The 21,074-nt window shown below is 57.1% G+C and carries 17 protein-coding genes and 1 riboswitch; of the genes, 12 read left to right on the top strand and 5 right to left on the bottom strand.

The features are described from left to right. Positions 1-125: 125 nt before the first annotated feature. Complete coding sequence (locus QMQ05_RS13050) at positions 126-1,184, top strand: ABC transporter substrate-binding protein (protein ID WP_345470655.1); 1,059 nt, start codon at positions 126-128, stop codon at positions 1,182-1,184. A 3-nt stretch (positions 1,185-1,187) separates the two neighbouring features. Here QMQ05_RS13050 and QMQ05_RS13045 read toward each other — a convergent pair whose 3' ends face one another. After that, on the bottom strand, positions 1,188-1,982 hold the full coding sequence (locus QMQ05_RS13045) for an MBL fold metallo-hydrolase (protein ID WP_345470653.1): 795 nt from the start codon (positions 1,980-1,982) through the stop codon (positions 1,188-1,190). Positions 1,983-2,002: 20 nt separating this feature from the next. Between QMQ05_RS13045 and QMQ05_RS13040 the strand changes: the two genes are divergently transcribed. The 4 genes from QMQ05_RS13040 to QMQ05_RS13025 all read left to right on the top strand — a co-directional run bounded on the left by QMQ05_RS13040 (position 2,003) and on the right by QMQ05_RS13025 (position 7,283). Beyond that, complete coding sequence (locus QMQ05_RS13040; protein ID WP_345470651.1) at positions 2,003-3,052, top strand: FecCD family ABC transporter permease; 1,050 nt, start codon at positions 2,003-2,005, stop codon at positions 3,050-3,052. Between the two features lie 26 nt (positions 3,053-3,078). Then, positions 3,079-4,146 carry a FecCD family ABC transporter permease gene (locus tag QMQ05_RS13035; RefSeq protein WP_345470649.1) on the top strand — a complete coding sequence of 356 codons (1,068 nt, stop codon included), beginning with the start codon at positions 3,079-3,081 and terminating at the stop codon, positions 4,144-4,146. Between the two features lie 3 nt (positions 4,147-4,149). Continuing rightward, the gene (locus tag QMQ05_RS13030) at positions 4,150-6,054 is read left to right on the top strand and encodes an ATP-binding cassette domain-containing protein (RefSeq protein ID WP_345470647.1); all 1,905 of its coding nucleotides are present in this window, start codon (positions 4,150-4,152) and stop codon (positions 6,052-6,054) included. Between the two features lie 149 nt (positions 6,055-6,203). Next, positions 6,204-7,283, top strand: a complete 1,080-nt coding sequence (locus QMQ05_RS13025; RefSeq protein ID WP_345470645.1) for a tellurite resistance/C4-dicarboxylate transporter family protein — start codon at positions 6,204-6,206, stop codon at positions 7,281-7,283. Positions 7,284-7,353: 70 nt separating this feature from the next. Here the strand turns inward: QMQ05_RS13025 and QMQ05_RS13020 are convergent, their stop codons facing one another. After that, complete coding sequence (locus tag QMQ05_RS13020; RefSeq protein WP_345470643.1) at positions 7,354-7,830, bottom strand: MarR family winged helix-turn-helix transcriptional regulator; 477 nt, start codon at positions 7,828-7,830, stop codon at positions 7,354-7,356. A gap of 104 nt (positions 7,831-7,934) precedes the next feature. On the opposite strand from QMQ05_RS13020, the gene QMQ05_RS13015 reads away from it, so the two are divergent. Then, the gene (locus tag QMQ05_RS13015; RefSeq protein WP_345470641.1) at positions 7,935-9,785 is read left to right on the top strand and encodes an ABC transporter ATP-binding protein; all 1,851 of its coding nucleotides are present in this window, start codon (positions 7,935-7,937) and stop codon (positions 9,783-9,785) included. Here the strand turns inward: QMQ05_RS13015 and QMQ05_RS13010 are convergent. Further along, positions 9,782-10,267 carry a MarR family winged helix-turn-helix transcriptional regulator gene (locus QMQ05_RS13010; RefSeq protein WP_345470639.1) on the bottom strand — a complete coding sequence of 162 codons (486 nt, stop codon included), beginning with the start codon at positions 10,265-10,267 and terminating at the stop codon, positions 9,782-9,784. The genes QMQ05_RS13015 and QMQ05_RS13010 overlap by 4 nt on opposite strands. Before the next feature lie 204 nt (positions 10,268-10,471). On the opposite strand from QMQ05_RS13010, the gene QMQ05_RS13005 reads away from it, so the two are divergent. Then, entirely contained in the window at positions 10,472-11,581 is a 1,110-nt protein-coding gene (locus tag QMQ05_RS13005) for a glutathione S-transferase C-terminal domain-containing protein (protein ID WP_345470637.1), read from the top strand. A gap of 9 nt (positions 11,582-11,590) precedes the next feature. On the opposite strand, the gene QMQ05_RS13000 is transcribed toward QMQ05_RS13005, so the two are convergent. Then, positions 11,591-11,917, bottom strand: coding sequence for a hypothetical protein (locus QMQ05_RS13000; protein ID WP_345470635.1), 327 nt, complete (start codon positions 11,915-11,917; stop codon positions 11,591-11,593). Between the two features lie 99 nt (positions 11,918-12,016). Between QMQ05_RS13000 and QMQ05_RS12995 the strand changes: the two genes are divergently transcribed. After that, a complete protein-coding gene (locus tag QMQ05_RS12995) occupies positions 12,017-12,922 on the top strand; it encodes an RNase H family protein (RefSeq protein ID WP_345470633.1) in 906 nt (301 codons plus the stop codon). A gap of 79 nt (positions 12,923-13,001) precedes the next feature. Here QMQ05_RS12995 and QMQ05_RS12990 read toward each other — a convergent pair whose 3' ends face one another. After that, positions 13,002-14,453, bottom strand: coding sequence for an APC family permease (locus QMQ05_RS12990; protein ID WP_345470631.1), 1,452 nt, complete (start codon positions 14,451-14,453; stop codon positions 13,002-13,004). A 263-nt stretch (positions 14,454-14,716) separates the two neighbouring features. Here QMQ05_RS12990 and QMQ05_RS12985 point away from each other — a divergent pair, with 263 nt between their 5' ends. The 4 genes from QMQ05_RS12985 to gcvT all read left to right on the top strand — a co-directional run bounded on the left by QMQ05_RS12985 (position 14,717) and on the right by gcvT (position 21,062). After that, a complete protein-coding gene (locus QMQ05_RS12985; RefSeq protein WP_345470628.1) occupies positions 14,717-15,877 on the top strand; it encodes a serine hydrolase domain-containing protein in 1,161 nt (386 codons plus the stop codon). Between the two features lie 45 nt (positions 15,878-15,922). Next, a complete protein-coding gene (locus tag QMQ05_RS12980; protein WP_345470625.1) occupies positions 15,923-16,711 on the top strand; it encodes an SGNH/GDSL hydrolase family protein in 789 nt (262 codons plus the stop codon). A gap of 101 nt (positions 16,712-16,812) precedes the next feature. Then, positions 16,813-16,910: riboswitch (glycine riboswitch) on the top strand. Positions 16,911-17,075: 165 nt separating this feature from the next. Next, positions 17,076-19,922 (top strand): aminomethyl-transferring glycine dehydrogenase, encoded by a 2,847-nt coding sequence (gene gcvP, locus QMQ05_RS12975; RefSeq protein ID WP_345470623.1) that lies wholly within the window; start codon positions 17,076-17,078, stop codon positions 19,920-19,922. Positions 19,923-19,934: 12 nt separating this feature from the next. Further along, positions 19,935-21,062 (top strand): glycine cleavage system aminomethyltransferase GcvT, encoded by a 1,128-nt coding sequence (gene gcvT / locus QMQ05_RS12970; RefSeq protein ID WP_345470622.1) that lies wholly within the window; start codon positions 19,935-19,937, stop codon positions 21,060-21,062. Positions 21,063-21,074 lie beyond the last annotated feature (12 nt).

The raw sequence follows: 21,074 nt of genomic DNA, 5'->3' as shown, positions 1-21,074 counted from the left end.
AGACGTTTCGTGTTGCGTATTGATCGAATCAACGCGTAATGTGGCATACGGCCCGGGTAGGTAAACCTAACCTATTCTAGGGCCGTATGTTTACGGAACCTCGCATAGTCTGGAATCACCGACCCATGAAAATTTCACGTCGCGCCGGGATCTTCGCCGCGTCCACCGCAATCCTTGCCCTGTCCCTGACCGCTTGCGGTTCGGCTAGTAACTCCGCAGATTCCTCCGCGGATACTTCGAGCAAGGCTTCCGAAGAATTCACCCCGGTCACCATCAAGAACATCTATGGTGAGACCACCATCGATAAGGCTCCAGAGCGTGTAGCAACCATCTCGTGGGTTAATGCTGACACCCTGCTGGCCCTTGATACCGTGCCGGTAGGCATGGACACCGATGCTTATGGTCAGAACGCGAACAACTCCACCACCTGGAAGGATGAGGCACTGGCTAAGCTGGATGCCTCGATCGGCTCTGATAACGCGCCAGTGCAGTTCGCTACCGGTGATGATCCGGACTACACCGCGATCGCTAAGACCAAGCCAGACGTGATCTTTGCTCCGTACTCGGGCCTGAAAGAGGAACAGTACAAGAAGCTGCAGGAAATCGCTCCGGTCGTTGGCCCAATCAAGGCAAACTACACCACTAGCTGGGAAGAGGTCACCGAGGCTGCCGGCCAGATGCTGGGCAAGGAAGACGAAGCTGACGCACTGATCGAGAAGATCGAGGGCGAGATGGCTCAGGTCGGCGAAGACAACGCCGTTTTGAAGGACACCACCTTCATCGCAGCTGACCTGTCCTCACCAGACACCGCCTACGTCTACTCCGAGGGTGATACCCGTCCACGCTTCCTCAGTGCACTGGGCATGAAGCAGGCGGACTACGTACAGAAGAACGCCACCAAGGACACCTTCTTTTACACCGTCTCACCTGAAAAGGTAAACGAGTGGGATTCGGACATTGTCTTCGCTTCCGCCATTGCCGGGAACACTGTTGAAGACATCGTCAAGGGTCAGCCACTGTACGGCCAGATCCCTGCCGTCAAGAACGACGCGGTAGCCCTGCCAGGCACCGACGAGGCAACCCTGTCGATCTCCGCAGCTTCACCGCTGTCCATCGAATGGGCTTTGAAGAACGTAGTTCCAAACATCGTGAAGGCTGCCGATAACGCAGCAGCAGCTAAGTAACCTTTAGCGATTCGACGCTAAGTAGTGCAATTGCGCTTCCAAGGAATGGCTCGCCGCGCCCACCAGGCGCGGATCCAGGTCGGGGTAGACGATCTCCAGCAAGTCAGCTGGAGTCGCGTCCGCCCCGGCCTTGCCGAGTTTCTGCAGGGCAACGCGTACTTGCTCCAACCGGGATTCTCGATGCTCAAGGTACGCACGCAACAACTGATGCGAGGTTTCGTGTTGTTGCCCGTGCGCCGGGTGCAGGGACATCTCGGGCAGGGCCAACAGGCGGTTCAACGAGTCAAGGTAATCGGCCAGGGTTCCATCGGGGTGTTCCAAAATGGTGGTGCCCCGACCCAGCACGGTATCCCCGGTGAACAACTGCGAATCTTGGGCCGTAAAGCACACGGAGTCCGAGGTGTGGCCAGGGGTAAAATGCACCTGAATACGTGTGCCAGCAGCGTTGATGACCTCATGGTCTTCCAACACGGGAGCGTCACGGCAATACTCGGCCAGTTTGGCTCGCACCGGTGCACCGGCCAGCTCACGCAAGCGGTCAATGCCGCCGGTATGATCCGCATGGCGATGGGTGATCAACACCAGCTGAATCTCAAATTGAGCCAGGGACTGCAGGTGCTCTTCCAACTCGGGCCCCGGGTCAATCAGAACCACCGGGGTTCCTGGTTCCAGCTGCGGGAGTGCCGGGTCGAACAGCAGATAAGAATTAGTCCCATCCAGCGTCATTTCCGAAGGATTATCGGCGGTCAACAGGCCGATACCGGGAGCAATGACGGTGGGCGAGGAAAGATGTGCCATAGCAATGAGTGTAGGAACCAATGACCGCGACTGAAAGTATGACGCGCCCGACGCCCGCGGCGACCGGCTATCGCTTGCCACGTAAGGTCTTAGCTCTACTGATCCTAGCGGTGTTTTTACTCGTGGCCATCGTTGCCTCGCTACTCTTCGGTGCCCGCTCGGTCTCGTTGAGCACAGTCAGTGATGCCCTATGGCATTTTGACCCCAACAATGGGGATCAGGGTGTGGTGGCCTCGCGTTTCGCCCGAACCGTCGGTGGCATTGTTGTCGGAGCAGCGCTCGGTTTGGCCGGTGCCGGACTGCAGGGACTGACCCGCAACCCCTTGGCCGATACCGGAATTCTGGGGCTGAACGCTGGCTCCTCAATGAGCGTGGTTCTAGCCATTGCGCTTTTTGGTGTCAGCTCACTGACCGGAATTATGGTCGCGGCCTTTATCGGTGCAGCAGTGGTGATGATTCTGGTCTACGTGGTAGCTAGCGTGGGGCGTGACGGGGCCACCCCGATCAAGCTGGCCCTGGGCGGCGCAGCGATGGCCGTCGGCGTGGGAGCCATTACCAACGCGATCCTCATGGTCTCGGATTCCACCCTGGACCAATTCCGCAAATGGCAGGTTGGCACACTCTCCAGTACACCTGTTGAGACCTTTATCGGTGCGATACCCATGGTGGTTATTGGTGCGCTGATCCTGCTGTCCACCGCACGCGTTTCCAACGCCGTAGCCATGGGGGATGACACCGCCACCGCACTGGGCTTCAACCTCGGTAGAGCTCGACTGCTCGGGTCGATCGGCGTGGTCATCTTGGCCGGTACCGCCACCGCTGTGGCCGGCCCGATCGCCTTCGTCGGTTTGATGATTCCCCATGCGGTACGCCTACTGGTGGGTTCCGATTACCGATGGTTGATGCCTGCCAGCCTGCTGGCTGGACCGATCTTGCTTTTGGTGGCTGATACCGTGGGACGCGTGATCGCGCCACCGAGTGAAATCCAGGTGGGCGTGATGTGCGCACTGATCGGTGGGCCACTGTTTATCCTGATGATGCGCAGCGGCATGAAGTCGGTGAGCCTGTGAGCACCAGCGAAATGACACGAACAACCATGAGCCAGCCAACCCCCAACGATCCTCAGCCGGTAGCAGCGAAAGCACCAAAAGCACCGGCCAAACCTGTCGCGCGCAAGAACAGGGTACTTCGCACCAGCCTGTGGATGTCCCTGGCCATCGTGGTCACCGTGCTGGCCTACCTCTTCTGGGGCCGAGACCGGTTACCAGCTACCGAAGTTCTGCAGGTGTTAAGCGGCCAGAGCGTGCCAGGCACCAGTTTCATCATCCTCTCCGACAGGCTGCCGCGAGTTGCCGTGGGCGCCTTGGCCGGCGCAGGTCTGGGCATCTCCGGTGCGCTGTTCCAACGCTGGTTGGGCAACCCACTGGCCAGTCCCGACGTCATCGGCGTGGGCTACGGTGCTTCCGCGGCCGCAGTACTGGCCATGCTGATCCTGGGCTATAACGACTGGAAACTCAACGTCTTTGCCCTAGCCGGTGGACTGATCGTCGCAGCCGTGATTTATTGGCTTTCGGCCTCCGGCAAGCGCACCGGGCCACGACTGATTCTGGCCGGTCTAGCCATCGGTGCGATGCTTCAAGCCCTCATTCAGTACCTGCTGTCCCGGGCAGAAATGAATACCGCCAGCGATGCCATGCACTGGTTGACCGGGTCCTTGTCTTCAAGCAACTGGAACAGTGCCCTGATTCTTTTGATCAGCCTCGCGGTGCTGGGCGTCTTCTTATTGCCCTTCGTGTTGCGCCAATTGAAGATGTTGGAGCTGGGGGAGGACTCGGCGGCCGCATTGGGCGTGAACGTCAACCAGGCACGAATACTCCTTGTTTTTGTTGCGGTGGCTATGGGCGCGATTCCCATTGCCATCACCGGCCCCCTCGCCTTTGTGGCATTCTTGGCCGGCCCGATCAGCGCGGCGCTGAGCCGCGGACCGATCAACATTCCGCTGGCCGGATTGACCGGAGCCACCCTCGTGATTGTGGCGAACTTCTTTGCCGCGAACTTGTTCGCAGATCTTGCACTGCCGGTAGGTGTCATCACCGGCGCATTCGGCGCACCGTTCCTGATTTGGATCTTGGTGCGCGCCAACTCAACCGGAAGCGGGGCATAACCCATGGCCACTTTGCAGGCTAGCGATCTTACATTGGCCTATGACAAGGTCACCATTGTCGATGAACTGTCTCTGGATATTCCTACCGGGCAGGTGAGCATCGTGGTGGGTGCCAATGGTTGTGGCAAGTCCACCTTGTTGCGTGCCCTGTCCCGCCTACTTAAGCCCTCCGGCGGGCAGGTGTTGTTGGACGGTGCGGATATCCATTCCAAGCCGGCTAAGGAAGTTGCCAAGACTTTGGGGCTGTTGCCACAGTCGCCGACCGCACCGGATGGGATTACCGCCCGTGAGCTGATTAGTCGTGGCCGCTACCCACACCAGGGATTGTTTAAGCGTTTCTCCACCGAGGATGAAGCGGCGGTGAACCGGGCGATGGAGTTGACCGGCACCACCGAATTGGCTGATCGTGCAGTGGATGAGCTTTCCGGTGGTCAGCGTCAGCGCGTCTGGATCGCCATGGCCCTTGCCCAGGAAACTGACCTGCTCTTGCTCGATGAGCCCACCACGTTCTTGGACGTTGCCCACCAGCTTGAAGTGCTGGATGTGGTCAGCGAATTGAACCGTACCCGCGGTATCACCGTGGTCATCGTGTTGCACGATTTGAATCTTGCAGCCCGCTACGCCGACTACCTGGTAGCCCTGCGCCACGGCAAGATCTACGCGGCGGGCCACCCGAATGAAGTGGTGACCGAAAAGACGGTCAAGGATGTCTTCGGCATGCCAAGCCGTGTCATTCCTGACCCAGTGGGTGGAACCCCGCTCGTCCTGCCCATCGGACGCCACCGCGTACTGCGTACCGAACAGGTCCTGGCCTCTCAGGGTATTTTCCGCAGTGAGCCCAAGGCACTGGAGCCAGAAACGGTATCGGCACCAGAGAACAATGACGGAGCCCAAGCAGCTGAGGGCGAGCAGCAGGGCCTGCGACCAGCCCATGAATATGTCCCAACCTTGGCTTTTGATACCACGGTGATCAATTCCCAAGTACTCTCGCCATCGTTCCGTCGACTGACTCTCAGCGGCAAAGACCTAGATTACTTTGGGACCAATTCTCATCCGCTGGATATGCGCATCAAGTTACTGCTGCCACCTGCTGGTGGTAGCGCGCTGACCGAAGAGATTGCCTCGATGCGTCCACAGGCAATGACCAGCCCTGCGGAACAAGAAGGTTGGTACCAGCGCTGGCTGTCCATCGACCCCGATACCCGAGGTTACATGCGCACGTACACGGTGCGTGCCTTCCGCGAAGCTGGGCACCGCGATAACAGTGGTTCAACCGCCGAACTCGATATCGACTTTGTGATGCATGGCCATGTGGTGGACGGCAAGCTTCAAGGCGGCCCGGCGACCGAATTTGGCGACCGTGCGCAGGTTGGTGACCAGTTACTGTTGCTGGGGCCGAACAAGTTCCTGTCCGACGCCAGCTATGGTGGCATCGAATTTCGTCCTGGAGAGGCCAGCCGGATTGTGTTGGCTGGTGATGAGACTGCTGCTCCCGCGATCTGCTCCATTCTCGAGTCCTTGCCTTCGCATGTCACCGGTCATGCACTGATTGAGGTGCCCGAGACTACCGACATTCTTGGCGCCTCAACTCGTTCTGGCGTTTCTGTGCAATGGTTGCCTCGTGGCAGCCATGCCCATGGTGAATTACTGCGTCTGGCCTTGAGCCAGGTGGTCGCCATTCCAGCCGCTGGTGTAGTGCAGACGAATGCAGAACCAGAAGATATTGACGTTGACTCACAGATTCTTTGGGAAACCGGGGCTGCGGATAATGCTCCGTTCTATGCCTGGATTGCTGGTGAGGCAGGAACGGTCAAGGAGATGCGCCGCTATCTTGTGAGGGAAGCCGGAATCGACCGGAAGCAGGTAGCTTTTATGGGCTACTGGCGTCATGGGAAAACCGAGAACTAAGATAACGCTCTAAAGATTCTGTTCAAGCTACAAGGGTATGACACTGATATTTCATCGGAGTCATACCCTTGAGCCTTTAGCGATGACCCTGAGCCTTCGCCAGATCTCGTGATTCCACTTCACTGAGCCAACAGTCGTACGCTGGATTCATGGACGATTGGCAAACCCAGCAAGAACCGGCTACCTCCAGACCTCGGGTTTTCCGTGACGTCCTAGAGAACCTGTCGCCAGGATATTTTGCCCTGACGATGGGCACCGGCATTGTCTCCATCGGCCTTCATGAGGCCGGATGGGACCTGCTCTCCAGCATCCTGCTGGTCATTGCCGCGCTTTCGTATCTAGTGCTGTGGGTGCTGTACATCTGGCGGGCAATTGCCTTTAGCCAAATTATGAAAGCCGAACTTCGCAGGCCGGAAATGGCCTTCGGATACTTCACCGTCGTCGCTGGCACCGATGTCCTCGCGGTGCGGTTGGACGCCGAAGGTTACAGTGCGCTCTCCATGGTGCTCGTGGCTCTGGCTGCTGTTCTCTGGTTCATCTTCGGCTATGTGTTGCCATGGCAGGTCTTTTTGACTCGGGACGGAAAACCGATCCAGTCCAGGGTCAACGGCACCTGGTTCATCTGGGCCGTGGCTAGCCAATCCTTGGCCATCGGCCTGAGCGTCGTCCAGTCGCATTTGCCGCAAGGACAATCCCTGATTGGCTTGCTAGCTGTGCTCAGCTGGTCGGTCGGCGTAGCACTCTATGCCGGTATCGCCATGCTGGTAATGCTCAGGATCTTGCACTTCGGGATGACGCCGAAAGAATTCGAACCACCGTACTGGGTGACCATGGGCGCTATGGCCATCGCCGTGGTGGCCGGCAGCAAGATTGTCGGCATGGAATCCACGCCAATGGTTGATGCCACTCGTGCGCTAATTGCCGGGACGGTGGCGGCCTTCTGGAGCTACTGCCTCTGGCTGATACCGTTCCTGGTGGGCGCTGGGGTATGGCGACACTTCGTGCATCGCGTTCCGGTAGCGTATACGCCAGCACTCTGGTCAATCGTCTTCCCCGTCGGAATGTTCGCCGTGGCGTCAATCAACCTGGGCAGGGTCGACTCGTTGCCGATAGTGGAAAGCATCGGGCACGGAACGTTGATCGCCGCAGTGCTGGTGTGGGCGGTGGTCTTCATCGCGATGATCCGCCACTATGTGCTGCTCGTTTGGCGCAGCCGCACCCGCGGCTAATTACTGATGCTCGTGTTCTTGCCGATCCTCTGGATGATTATTCCGGGCCTACGTCGTCGTAGCGCTGAAGTCAGTGGGAAGAACGCGGTTCCTTGCACGCTGTACGGGAAGGGCGCGGGTTTTCGCGGTCAAGAATTTCTAGCAGTCGAGTAAGTTCTTCGCGGTCGGTAGGTGGGAGTTTCTCGAAGTAGCCTTCCATGCTCTCTCTGCGCAACTGAGACATCTCACCTAACTGTGCCCGGCCACTGGGGCTCAACGCGATCAGGGTTGCTCGGCGGTCGGCGGGATCCGGCGTGCGAGTAACCAGCTGTTTTGCTTCAAGCTGGTCGACAACTTCAGTGGTGGACCGAGCAGCAATATGAAGTCGATCCGCCAACTGCGAGTTTCGTAGCCCTTCGGCATCGGCATGACCCAGTATGGACAGTACCCGTGACTGGTGTGGGGTGATGCCCATAGGAATCAGGCTCTCCCGCCAGCGGCCACGGATGACCCGTGAAGCCCGGAGGAAAAGATCTGCCAAGTCAGGCTTGGACTCTTCGTTCTGCATGGGATTAAGAATAGTGTGTTCTTCGGAACAATTTCAAGATGGAACCACATAGTGAGGTAACCTCTGTTATTCTTTGAGGGAAAGAAGACGACGAAGGGGGAGCTATGAGTGTCAATCCAATACCCGTGCACCCAGGCGGTGCAGGAAGTGCAACCGGTGGGCGGATGAAAAGCTCTGCGCAAGACAAGCAACGACTTGCTGAGCACCCGGTATCTCTGCGACGTGTAGCTGCGTTGTTCCGTCCCCACCTAGGATCGGTCATCGCAGTCATGCTGTTGATCGTGGCGTCCTCGGTTATTGGCCTAGCTCAGCCCTTCATTGTTCGTGAACTCATCGATGATGCCATCCCACACTCCAATATCCGGTTGCTCCTCGCTGGTGCCGGAGGGCTGGTGCTCATTGCCCTGATTACCGCGGTGCTTGAGGTGGTGCAGACATGGCGGGCCACCTTGATGGGGCAACGCGTGATGCACCGGCTGCGCACCGGACTCTTTACTCACCTGCAGAAACAGTCTCTGGGATTCTTCACCAACTCGCGCTCTGGTGATGTGCAGTCGCGACTGATCAATGACGTCGGTCAGATGCAGTCAGTGATTACCAATTCAGCAACGAGTATTGCTTCCAACCTGACTACGGTGGTTGCCACCGCAGTTGCCATGGTGGCCATCTCCTGGAAACTAAGTCTGATCTCTCTGATCGTCTTTCCTCCGGCCATCTTATTGGCCAAGCAGACAGCAAAGCTACGACGTGCTGTGACCGGCAAGCGTCAGCGAGAGATGTCGAATCTGACATCTCTGATTGAAGAACGCCTGAGTATTTCCGGGGTTCGCCTGTCCAAGGTGATGGGTACCGGTCCGGCGGATGCTCAAGCCTTTACTGAATCTAGCCACAAGCTCATTGACCTTGAAATGAAAAGTGCGCTGGCTGGACGCTGGCGTATGGCCACGATGAGTATCATCTTCGCTGCCATTCCCGCGGTGTTGTATTTGGCAGCTGGACTCCCTGTTACCGGAGACGGGATGAGCATCGGTACGCTGGTGGCCTTTACCGGCCTGCAGGCAGGAATCTTCCGCCCGGTGATGGGACTTATGCAGCTTTCGGTGCAGTGGGTCTCTGCGATGGCGCTGTTTAGCCGCGTTTTTGAATACCTCGACACGGATCAAGAACTTCCGGTGGCTAGTAACCCGGTGAAGGTCGATCCCGCTCGCATCAGCGGTGAAGTTGAATTGCGTGAGGTGAGCTTCCGCTACCCGCAAGCAACCAAGTCGACTTTGGAGAAGCTGAACCTACGTCTGCCAGCTGGCACGATGACGGCTGTCGTTGGTGCCACCGGTTCTGGAAAATCGACGCTGGGTTCGCTCCTGCCACGATTGTTGGATCCTACTTCGGGGCAGGTGCTGCTCGATGGAATTGATCTGAAGGACTATGACCAGCAAGGAATTGCGAGTGCCGTTTCGGTGGTGGCTCAAGAGAGCTACCTCTTGCATGATACCGTCCGGGCTAACCTCTTGTGGGCTGCCCCTGAAGCGACGGAAGAGCAATTGTGGCGAGCCCTAGAAGCTGCGCAAATTGCCGATCTCATTCGCAGCCTGCCACTTGGTTTGGAAACCGAAGTGGGGCAACGTGGCCACCGATTCTCCGGTGGCGAACAACAACGTTTGGCCATCGCTCGCACCATGTTGCGTGAACCAAAGGTTTTGGTGCTCGATGAAGCTACCAGCGCTTTGGATACGGTCACCGAGGCTCTGGTGCAGCAAGCGTTGGACGAGTTGGCGGTGGGCCGTACGACACTGTTGATTGCGCACCGATTGAGCACCGTGATGAGAGCTGATCACATTGTGGTGCTGGAAGATGGAAAGATCGCAGAATCCGGAACCTATGGCGAGTTGGTGGCTCTTGGTGGTCGCTTCTGGCGATTGGTTCAAAATAGCGAGCTGGCCGTACGCGCCAGCTAGCAGCTTGAGTCTTTCAGGCCCTGTCGTTCAATGGATTCAAGAATTTTAGGCAACGCGGTTTCTAATGCACGACGTTCCGTGGCATTCAGTGAATCAAAGAGGGTTTCACGCACAAAAGTCACATGACTCGGCGCAGCATTCCCGATGGTTTCCTGCCCGAGTTCGGTCAGCGCGATTTGATGACCTCGGCGATCGGTTTCATCGGAGCAACGGCTGATCAGTCCCTTTGCTTCCATGCGACGTAAGAGGTGGGAGAGGCGTGAGCGGTCCCAGCGCAGTTCCTCGGCAACATCGGCGGGACGTAAACTAGGAGTAGCTGCTTCGGAAAGTACTGCCAAGACCGAGTATTCACCGGACTGCATTTGAGAGTCGCGTACCAACTGACGATCCATGGCGCTAGGAAATTGCCAGAGGAACTCACGGATCGTACGCCAGAGGTCCTGCTCGCTCTGAGTTAGCCAGCGGGTCTCATCGCTCGTCATTTTCTACTCTCACCCTTTGCAGAATTTGTGGCCCAACAAATTTTGTTGACGCATCAATCATCTCGTGTAAAGTTTAATTTTGCAATATAAGGTGACGTGTCAATCAGATCGTTGTTCGAGTTGCCATGTTCAACGACTGCCAGTTGTCATAGGCTCGTGTTGGAGCGCAACACTGTTCGGCACCACAGATTTTGGAGGGAAAGAATGAGCGAGGAATATTCAACCAAGGGTGCCTATGTCACCGGCGGAGAATTCACCCGGGATACTAATTACATCCAAGATCGGATTGTCGCGGACACCAACCCGGCCAGTTACAGTAATGAACACAATGACAGCAAGATCGGGCACCCTCAAGCTGGTGTCTCACAAGGAGCTACGCTCTGGCCCGTAGAAGCAGGACGTTACCGTCTTGTTGCGGCACGCGCTTGCCCCTGGGCTAACCGCACCCTAATTGTTCGACGCCTGCTGGGCCTTGAAGACGCGCTGTCTGTCGGCCTGCCCGGGCCCACCCATGACTCGCGCAGCTGGACCTTTGATTTGGATCCTGACGGGAAAGACCCGGTGCTGGGAACCGAACGGATTCAAGAGAACTACTTTAAGCGTTTTGCCGACTACCCACGAGGCATCACCGTACCGGCCATCGTTGATATTCCCACCGGGGCTGTGGTCACCAACGATTACCCACAAATCACTTGGGACCTATCCACCCAATGGAAAGAGTTCCATCGCGATGGCGCACCAAACCTGATTCCGCAGGATCAACTAGAAGAAATGCTGCCACTGATCAAGCGCATCTTTACCGAGCTTAATAACGGCGTATATCGCGCAGGTTTTGCCGGTGACCAAAAGGCCTACAACGACGCCTACCAGCGCTTTTTTACCACCCTAGATTTCCTTGAAGAGCGACTATCCACACGTCGATTCCTCATGGGAGATCACATCACTGAAGCCGATGTCAGACTCTTTACCACCCTGGTGCGATTTGATCCGGTGTATCACGGGCACTTCAAAACCAACCGAAACAAGCTCATCGAGATGCCTAACCTCTGGGGCTATGCCCGCGATTTGTTCCAGATGCCAGGCTTCGGCGACACCATCGATTTTGAGCAAATCAAGGCGCACTACTATGTCGTCCACGAAGACATCAACCCAACGCAAATCATCCCGCAAGGACCAGCCCTGGAAAACTGGCTCGAAGCGCCGCAGCGGGAACATTTGGCCGAGAGTGGTCCTTGGTTAGATGGCACCGCACCAGATGAAGTACGCACCGAAGAGCGCGTAGCCACCGGCCATAACCCGATGTACCCGGCCTAAGCCAGAGAACTAAAAGTCAAACCCCTGAGCCTCACAAGCAGTCTTGAACGCTTCAACATCCGTGATCTCAGGGGTTTTCGACTCCTGTGTAGTGACTGCTTGACTAATCTGCTCGGTGCTCGATTGCGAACCATGCTGCGCTGCCTTGAGCATGTTCGTCTCGCCGATACCCTCGGGAGCATCTAACCCTCCGCCAAAATGAATGCAGGCTGCATAACCTTCGGGATCCTCTTCCCGCAGGGTATCCGTGGACGGTGCAGAACAGGCGCTGAGCAATAACAAGGAAGTCGTGGCTAGGAATGGCAAGATTTTCTTCACACCACCCATGGTAACCACAGTGCTACCTGATCAAATGCGAACAATGCCATAAAACTGACAGGGACATAGCCGGACCCAAGAACCGCTCCTGGGGTACTGGCGTGGCAGGATTGAACTATGACGATCATTGCTGCTGCAGATGGATCCGCCCTAGGTAATCCCGGACCAGCCGGTTGGGCTTGGTATGTGGATGAAGAGAATTGGGCCGCTGGCGGTTGGGACCACGGAACCAACAATATGGGCGAGCTCCAAGCTGTTTTAGAACTCTTTCGTGCCACCGAGCACCTGCCGGAAGAAGAGCTCAAGATCCTCTGTGATTCGCAGTATGCGATTAATTGCATCAGCAAATGGATGCCAGGATGGAAAAAGCGCGGCTGGAAAAAAGCCGACGGCAAGCAAGTCCTCAACCAAGACATTCTCAAAGAACTTGATGCGGCGATTCAAGGACGAAAATACAGTTTTGAATGGGTCAAAGGCCATGCCGGCCATGACTTGAACGAAGCCGCAGATGATCACGCGCGCGCTGCAGCCACCGCGCACCAGCAAGGCACCACCCCAGATGCTGGCCCGGGTTATACCGGTGGCGCTGGATCTGCCGCACCTGTCGAAAAAGAATCAGTGAAACCCGTAGCTACGCCAGCAGCGCCAGCTGCCCCTGCGCAGACTACTGACTTTGCAGCCACCGTGTATGAGCTTGAACGTGGATTCCTCGATCCACAAATCCGAACCAGCTTCACCGAGCTTAAAGACTTCCTACACCCGAGTTATCAAGAAGTCAGCAGGGATGGCGGACTACTGGATGTTGCCAGTATTGGCAGGTTGCTGGAGCGTGGATCCGCGCTGCCGACCACCGGACAGATGCAGGTTTTGGCCACCCGCCAGATCAGCGAAGACATGGTGTTATTGGCTTACCGGATGAAGCCAGCGGGCTCCGAAGTGCTTGTCGTCTCCTCCTGGTGGCAGCAAGGTCAGGGCGAATGGAAACTTCGCTTCCGTCAGGAAACTATCGAGCGCTCCGCTTAGCGCCGACAGGCTGAATCACATTTTATAAAGCTACGGTCCACCAAGAAAATCTTGGTGGACCGTAGTTTTTAGCGACTAATTATTTGTAGTCTCCAGGGTGAGTCTCAATGATGCCCTTCTTGTAATTAATGCGATTGATCAGCCACGTCAACGCCCACAGCGCCACGCCGATGAGCAACAGCAGACCAGCGATCTCATACTGCACCCAGTCTTCGCGAGAACGAGCCCACGGTCCGGCAAGGAACAAACAGAAGACGACGCCAAGAATCGGGATGATCGTTGGTGCGCGGAAGGCATCTGCTGGTGCCTTTTCGCGGCGAAGAACCAGCAACGACACGTTCACTACTGCGAAGACACAGAGGAGCAACAATGCCGTGGTACCACCGAGTGAGCCGACGATACCGTTCTCGCTGTCGAGGTTCACATAAGCAACCAAAGCGATCGCCATCACCGTGCTGAATAGGATGGCTACCCAAGGGGAGCGGCGGGTGGAGTGCACCTTGCCCAAGAACTGTGGCAGCACGCCCTGACGTGCCATACCGTAAAGCAAACGGCTGGCCATCAACATGTTCATCAGCGCGGTATTGACCACCGCGAAGACGGTGACAAACGGGAAAATAGCATCGACAGGAATGTTGGGAGCACCAATGCGCACCACATCCAGCAGGATGCCGGCATCCGGGTTCTTTGGGTTGAGCAGGTCGCCGGTAGGGATGACCATGATCACGGTGATGGCCACCAGCATGTAAATCACCGCGCACAAGCCCAGACCAATGAGCATGATCTTCGGGAAGATCTTATTCGGGTTCTTTGTCTCTTCAACCAGGTTTACCGAGTCTTCGAAGCCCACCATGGCGAAGAACGCAATAGCGGTACCCATGGTCACCGCCGCGAAAATGCTACGATCCGAGGGGGTTTCGAAGACCACCAGACGGCTTACATCGCCCTGACCCGAGGCAATGACAGCGAAACCGATACCGATGATTACGGCCATGATGGCCAGCGACACGATGGTCAGCACGAGGTTGAACTTCACGCTCTCACCAACACCACGCAGGTTGATCAACGCGAGGATCACGATGATGGCAATCGCTGCCCACATGCCGGCCTGCGGTGTGGTTGGTACTCCATCAATGAACTGGCCGAAGCCAATCAAGAGGTTTTGTCCCACCAAAGTTGCCGAAGTAGCGGCGCTGGTAATGCCAGAACAGGCCACGGTAAAGGCCACGATGAAGGTGACGAAATGGACGCCGAAGGCTTTATGCACATACAGTGCTGCGCCGGCGGCATGAGGGTATTTGGTCACCAGTTCCAAGTAGCTGAAAGCGGTGAGGGTGGCGATGGCGAAGGCCACCAAAAAAGGTAGCCATGCTGCGCCGCCAACCTGTCCGGCAACCTTGCCGGTAATAGCAAAAATACCTGCGCCGATAATATCGCCCATGATGAGGAATAGCAGCAGCTTTGGGCCGATCACCCGCTTGAGTTCTGAATCCTGGCTCGGGGTTACCGGCGAGTCACTATCCACAGTCATGCGATCGAGTTCATCTCCTTCAAATATTGGTGGCAAGCATGACAAACTTAGTGGTTGCGTTCAAGGTCGGCAAACCGCCTACCGGGCTGGCTCACAGACTCGCAGGTTCAGCGGTAGTAAAGGAACGATGAACGGTATTTGGCATTTGAACCTGTGACTTGACGTACGGATATCCCCAAAGGCGTGTCAAGGCGCGTCCATCGAGAATCATGGTGAATCCGACTAGGGTTAGTTGAAAAGGGACAAGCGGTTTAAGGATGTACATGGACTCGGTGATCAGCGAAGATTTCGCACCATTGGCTCAGGCTCTGGAAGCACGAGCCGCCGAAGAAGAAGACTATTCGGCGCAGCTAGCCGTTTATCACCGAGGCGAACTAGTCCTCAGCCATAGTGTGGGGGAGCACCTTGCTGCAGATTCCCTGACCTGCGTCTTTTCCTGCACCAAAGGTCTGAGTGCACTGGTCATCGCCCTACTGGTGCAAGATGGCCTGATCGATCCCAACGCACCGATGGTGACCTACTGGCCTGAATTTGGCGCTGGAGGCAAAAGCGCCCTGAGCGTCGGCGAAGTACTCAGCCACCAAGCCGGTGTCCTTGGAGTTCCCGGGGGAGTACCAAGCGAGGTATTGCTGAACTCGGCTGAATACGCCAAGGTCCTGGCCTCCATGCCAAGCATCTGGCCTTTGGGTCAAAACATTGTCGGTTACCACGCCATCACCATGGGCGTGCTCATGGAAGAACTGGTCCGCCGAGTCACCGGCAAAGAACTGCAAGAAGTATTTGAAGAGCGCATCCGTAAACCATTGGGCGTTGACGTCTATATCGGTCAAGATCCGGCCCTGGAACCGCGCTACCGCGACGTGCTCCCGGCCCTAGATGCGCCCACCGAATTCTTTGATCCATTCTCGCCAGGCGGCCTGGCCGTGAACTCCGCTTCCGGATTCGCACTGGCCGACGGCCCGGTATACAACTGGCACGAACTGGCCAATGCCGCGCAGGTGCGTGAACTTGGGCCAGCATCCATGGGCGGTGTCGCCAATGCTCAAGGTTTGGCCGGGATTTACGCAGCCTCCTTCGGAGCCGTTCCGGCACTTGGAGCCACCAGCGGATTCCTCAGCGAAGATACCTGGTCTCGGGTTTCTACCGAATTGGTCTATGGCCACGACCGAACCAATGGTCTGTTGCAGGCCTTCGCCCTAGGGTTCATGAAAGCCACGGCTCGAGTGAATTATGGATCCATCTTTGCCTACGGGCATGACGGGGCAAACTCTTCCTTGGCCTTCGCTGATCCTGCCTACCAACTGGGCTTTGGTTTCATTCCTTCGCGTAATGAAGGGGTCAGGGACACCGCCACCGGTGTGCAGCTCTCACAACTAGCCCGACAATTGATCCTGGCGAAGAACGCCAAAGCAAAAACCTACTAATCTGTCCAAATCGCAAGAGCATCAGAAATACGAAGTGGGATTGAAGTGAAGAAGTTTCTGGCATTAGGTGATTCATTCACAGAAGGCGTTGGCGACGTTGATCTGGGACGCCCCAATCAGGTGCGCGGTTGGGCCGACCGAGTCGCGGAAGTGCTTTGCACCCAAGGGGACTGGGAATACGCCAACCTTGCGGTGCGTGGCAAAAAGATCGGTCAGGTCATTAACCAGCAGCTCGACCAAGGGCTGTCCATGAAACCAGATTTGGTCAGCATCTATGCCGGCGGCAATGACATTCTGCGGCCCACAGCAGACCTTGACGCACTGATGCGTGGTTATGAAGGAATTGTCCGACGCTTCAACGAGGCCGGGAGCACCGTGTTGCTATTTACCGGTTTTGACACCGTTGAGTCCCCGCTGTTCTCCAAGACCCGTCCACGCACGGCCATTTATAACGAGAAGGTTCGCGAGATCGCCGATGCCCACGGCGCGATCATTGCCGATTACTGGCGGTGGCGAGAATTTTCGGACGTACGCTACTGGGCCGTGGACCGACTGCACATGAACGAACTGGGGCATGGCCTGATGGCCTCCAAGGTGCTCGAAGTATTAGCTGAGCACCAGGTCACTGATGATGATTGGTCGCAACTGATTCAGGCTCCCGTTCTTCCCGAATTGGCAGTGAACTCACGCGGTGAAAAACTCAAGGCTGAATTGGGTTGGGCAAGAGAACATTTAGCGCCGTGGATCAAGCGTCGACTGACCGGAACCTCCTCGGGAGACACGCTCTCAGCCAAGTATCCTCAGTACCTTCAGCTTTCCGCAGCCACGAATTAAACGTTTTGTGACGGTTTTTCTTCGTTAGTGTCTTTGACGTTCAGCGCGGGGCAGGTAACATGGTGGTGTGCTGCAGCTCTCTGACCGGTAGCACACGCCATAGACGGATGGCGGGAGAGTCCCGTTCACACCATGGACGGGCGCCGTAGGAGCAATTCCTCCCCAGGAAACTCTCAGGCCCCCGTACCGCCATCACGAGGCAACTCTGGAAAGTAGCCGGCCAGAACCGGTTCACCGAAGGTGCAAGCGCCCGGCTTAGTTGGCCGGACGTGTAAAACTCTCAGGTAGTGCAACAGGGATGGGGAGGCAAAGCGTCCTTCCTTTGGCATGCGCCAAGACAGATCCCCGTGGAGACTCCAGCACCATGACCGTCACGCAGACTTCGGCTTCAACAACAAGCGAATTTGTTTCTCGCCATATCGGCCCGCGTCCAGCAGATGTAGAGACCATGCTTCAGACTCTGGGCTACAGCAGCCTAGATGATCTGATCGATACCGCCGTTCCGGCAGACATTCGCCAAGACTCCATGCTGGATATCCCAGCCGCACTGAGCGAAACCGAAGCCTTGGCCCACCTGCGTGCGCTTGCCTCGAAGAACGTCATGAAGACCCAGATGATCGGCCAGGGCTTCTACGACACCATCACCCCAGCGGTAATCCGCCGCAACATCGTGGAAAACCCTGCCTGGTACACCGCCTACACCCCGTACCAGCCGGAAATCTCCCAGGGCCGCCTAGAAGCCCTGCTGAACTTCCAGACCATGGTCATGGATCTGACCGGTCTGCCGATCGCCAACGCCTCGCTGCTGGACGAATCCTCGGCCGCCGCCGAAGCAGTGCTGATGATGCGCCGCGCCAACAAGAAGAAGGCCAAGGGCAAGACCGTCCTGGACTCCAATATCTTCCCGCAGACCATCAAGGTCGTGCAGGGCCGCGCCGACGCACTGGGCTTCGAAGTTGAAGTCGCTGACCTGTCCGCTGGTCTGCCAGAGGGTGACATCTCCGGCATCCTGCTGCAGCAGCCAGGTAACAACGGCTCCATCGCAGAGCATGAAGGCATCATCGCCGCCGCCAAGGAAGCCGGCGCCATGGTCACCGTCATCGCTGACCTGCTGGCTCTGACCATGATCACCCCTCCCGGTGAGCAGGGCGCAGATATTGCCGTGGGTAACACCCAGCGTTTTGGTGTGCCACTGTTCTTCGGTGGTCCGCACGCAGCCTACATGGCTGTAGCCGATGGCCTGACCCGCTCCATGCCAGGACGCCTAGTTGGTGTTTCGGTGGACGACGCCGGAGTTCCTGCCTACCGTCTGGCACTGCAGACCCGCGAACAGCACATTCGCCGTGAAAAGGCGACCAGCAACATTTGTACCGCCCAAGCACTGTTGGCCATCTGTGCCTCAATGTACGCGGTGTACCACGGCCCAGCAGGCCTGAAGCAGATCGCTAGTCGCGCCAACAACCACGCTCGCGTGATTGCTAGCTCCCTGGTAGCCGGTGGATTCACCTTGGCTTCTCAGAGCTTCTTCGACACCGTAGTAGTCAACGTTGAGAACGCTGAGCAGATCATCTCGGCCGCCAATGAAGCAGGGATCAACCTGCGCAAGATCAACGACACCCAGGTGGGCGTGTCCACCGACGAGACCACCACCTCGGATATCGTCAAGACCCTGCTGGGCGTTTTCGGCGTGGAGCTTTCGGCCCCCGAAGGATTCGACATCCCAGCCTCCCAGGTCCGCACCAGCAACTACCTGACCCACCCAATCTTTAACACCATTTCCTCCGAGACCCAGATGATGCGTTACCTGCGTCGCCTCTCGGACCGTGACCTGGCACTGGATCGCACCATGATCCCGCTGGGCTCGTGCACCATGAAGCTGAACTCGGCTGCCGAGATGGAATCCATCACCTGGCCAGAATTCGCTTCCATCCACCCTTATGTTCCAGCTGAACAGAGTGTGGGTTGGCGTGAACTGATCACCGACCTTGAAGGCCGTTTGACCGCGATCACCGGTTACGCTGGCGTCTCCATCCAGCCCAACGCAGGATCCCAGGGCGAATACGCAGGCCTGCTTGCCATCTCCGGCTACCACGCATCGCGTGGAGAAGCCCAGCGCAATGTCTGCCTGATCCCTGCCTCGGCCCACGGCACCAACGCTGCTTCGGCAGTACTGGCTGGTATGAAGGTGGTCGTCGTGAAGACCGCTGCCGACGGCACCATTGACGCCAATGATTTGGATGCCAAGATCGAGGCCAACAAGGACGTACTGGCCGCCATCATGATCACCTACCCATCCACCCACGGTGTCTACGACGCCGACGTGCGTGTGGTCTGCGATAAGGTTCACGCAGCCGGTGGTCAGGTGTACATCGACGGTGCCAACATGAACGCCATGGTGGGTCTGGCCCAGCCAGGTAAGTTCGGCGGCGACGTGTCGCACCTGAACCTGCACAAGACCTTCTGCATCCCTCACGGTGGTGGCGGTCCAGGCGTCGGCCCAATCGGTGTCGGCGAGCACCTGCTGCCATTTTTGCCAGGCGATGCCTCGGGCAGCTACACCGAGCGCGATGGTGTGCCGGTAGTGGCCACCGCCTTTGGCTCGGCCGGCGTCCTGCCGATCTCTTGGGCTTACATTGCCATGATGGGCGGCGATGGTTTGACCGAAGCCACCAAGCACGCAATCTTGAACGCTAACTACATCGCTAAGTGCCTGAACGAACACTTCCCAGTGCTCTTCACCGGCAACAAGGACCTGGTGGCACACGAGTGCATCTTGGACCTGCGTGAACTGACCGCCAAGACCGGGGTCACCGCAGAAGATGTGGCCAAGCGTCTGATCGACTTTGGGTTCCACGCACCAACCCTGTCCTTCCCAGTGGCTGGCACCTTGATGGTTGAGCCAACGGAGTCCGAGGACTTGGGCGAGATCGAGCGCTTCATCGAAGCCATGATCACCATCCGTCAGGAAATGGAAGAAGTTCTCTCGGGCGTCTACAGCATCGAGCAGTCACCACTGCGCAACGCCCCACACACTGCTACCGCGGTGATCAACAGCAATTGGGATCGCAAGTACTCGGTAGAGCAGGCTGCTTTCCCGGTCTCCGGCTTGAAGTTCGATAAGTACTTCCCAGCTGTGGGCCGTATTGACGGCGCCGGTGGCGACCGTAACCTGATCTGCTCCTGCCCTGCTCCTGAAGCCTTCGAAGACTAGAAAGAGTTTGAGATGACTGAAACTACCCAAGAACTTAAGCACACCGCCCTGCATGCCCAGCACGCAGAACTCGGCGCAAACTTCACCGACTTTGGTGGCTGGGATATGCCACTGAAGTACGGTTCTGAACTGGCCGAGCACCGGGCAGTTCGTTCCACCGCAGGACTCTTTGACCTGTCCCACATGGGCGAGGTTTACCTCTCCGGTCCACAGGCCGGCATCGCGCTGAACACCGCGTTGGCTGGAAACTTCACCATCATGAAGGTGGGCAAGGCCAAGTACTCGCTGATCTTGAATGAAGAAGGCAAGATCATCGATGATCTGATCGTGTACCGCCTTGAGGAAGAGAAATTCCTCGTCGTTCCTAACGCTGGCAATGCTGATGTGGTGGCTGCAGCTTTGGAAGAACGAGTAGCAGGATTTGATGTTCAGCTGGATAACGCTTCGGCTCGCCAGTCCCTGATTGCAGTTCAGGGACCCAACGCTGAGGCCATCGTTGCCAAGCTGGCAGCGGATGAAGCAGTAGCCCAGAGCGTCACAGAACTGAAATATTATGCAGCGGCTAATCTGGTGCTCGGCGGTATGGACGTACTGCTGGCGCGCACAGGATACACCGGTGAAGACGGCTTCGAATTGATCATCGAAAATGAACAGGCCGCCGAACTGTGGAGCAAGATCATCACCATTGGTGCGGATTACGAATTGGTTCCGTGTGGCTTGGCCGCCCGCGACTCACTTCGTTTGGAAGCCGGTATGCCGTTGTACGGTAACGAGCTGAGCCTGGAACGAACCCCATTTGATGCGGGATTTGGCCCTGTAGTCTCCTTCAAGAAGGAAGAAGATTTTGTGGGTCGAAAGGCCCTGGAAGCCTTGCGAGAGCAGAGCCCAGCACGCAAGCTGGTTGGTCTGAAGGGTCTGGGTAAGCGCGCCGGCCGCGGTGGTTATGCCATCGTCAAGGACGGGGCCACTGTCGGAGAAATCACCTCCGGCCAGCCATCTCCGACCCTTGGTTACCCGGTAGCCCTAGGGTATGTGGATGCACAATTCAGTGAAGTTGGTACCGAGCTAGAGGTAGATCTGCGCGGTAAGACTTTGCCATTTGTCGTCGTCGAACTGCCGTTCTACACGCGAGCCAAGTAACGTTAAACATCA

This window comes from Glutamicibacter sp. B1 (genome assembly GCF_039602135.1).
Lineage (GTDB): Bacteria > Actinomycetota > Actinomycetes > Actinomycetales > Micrococcaceae > Glutamicibacter > Glutamicibacter ectropisis.
Note: the sequence above shows the minus strand (reverse complement) of the source record. Positions and strands in the feature narration are given on the sequence as shown.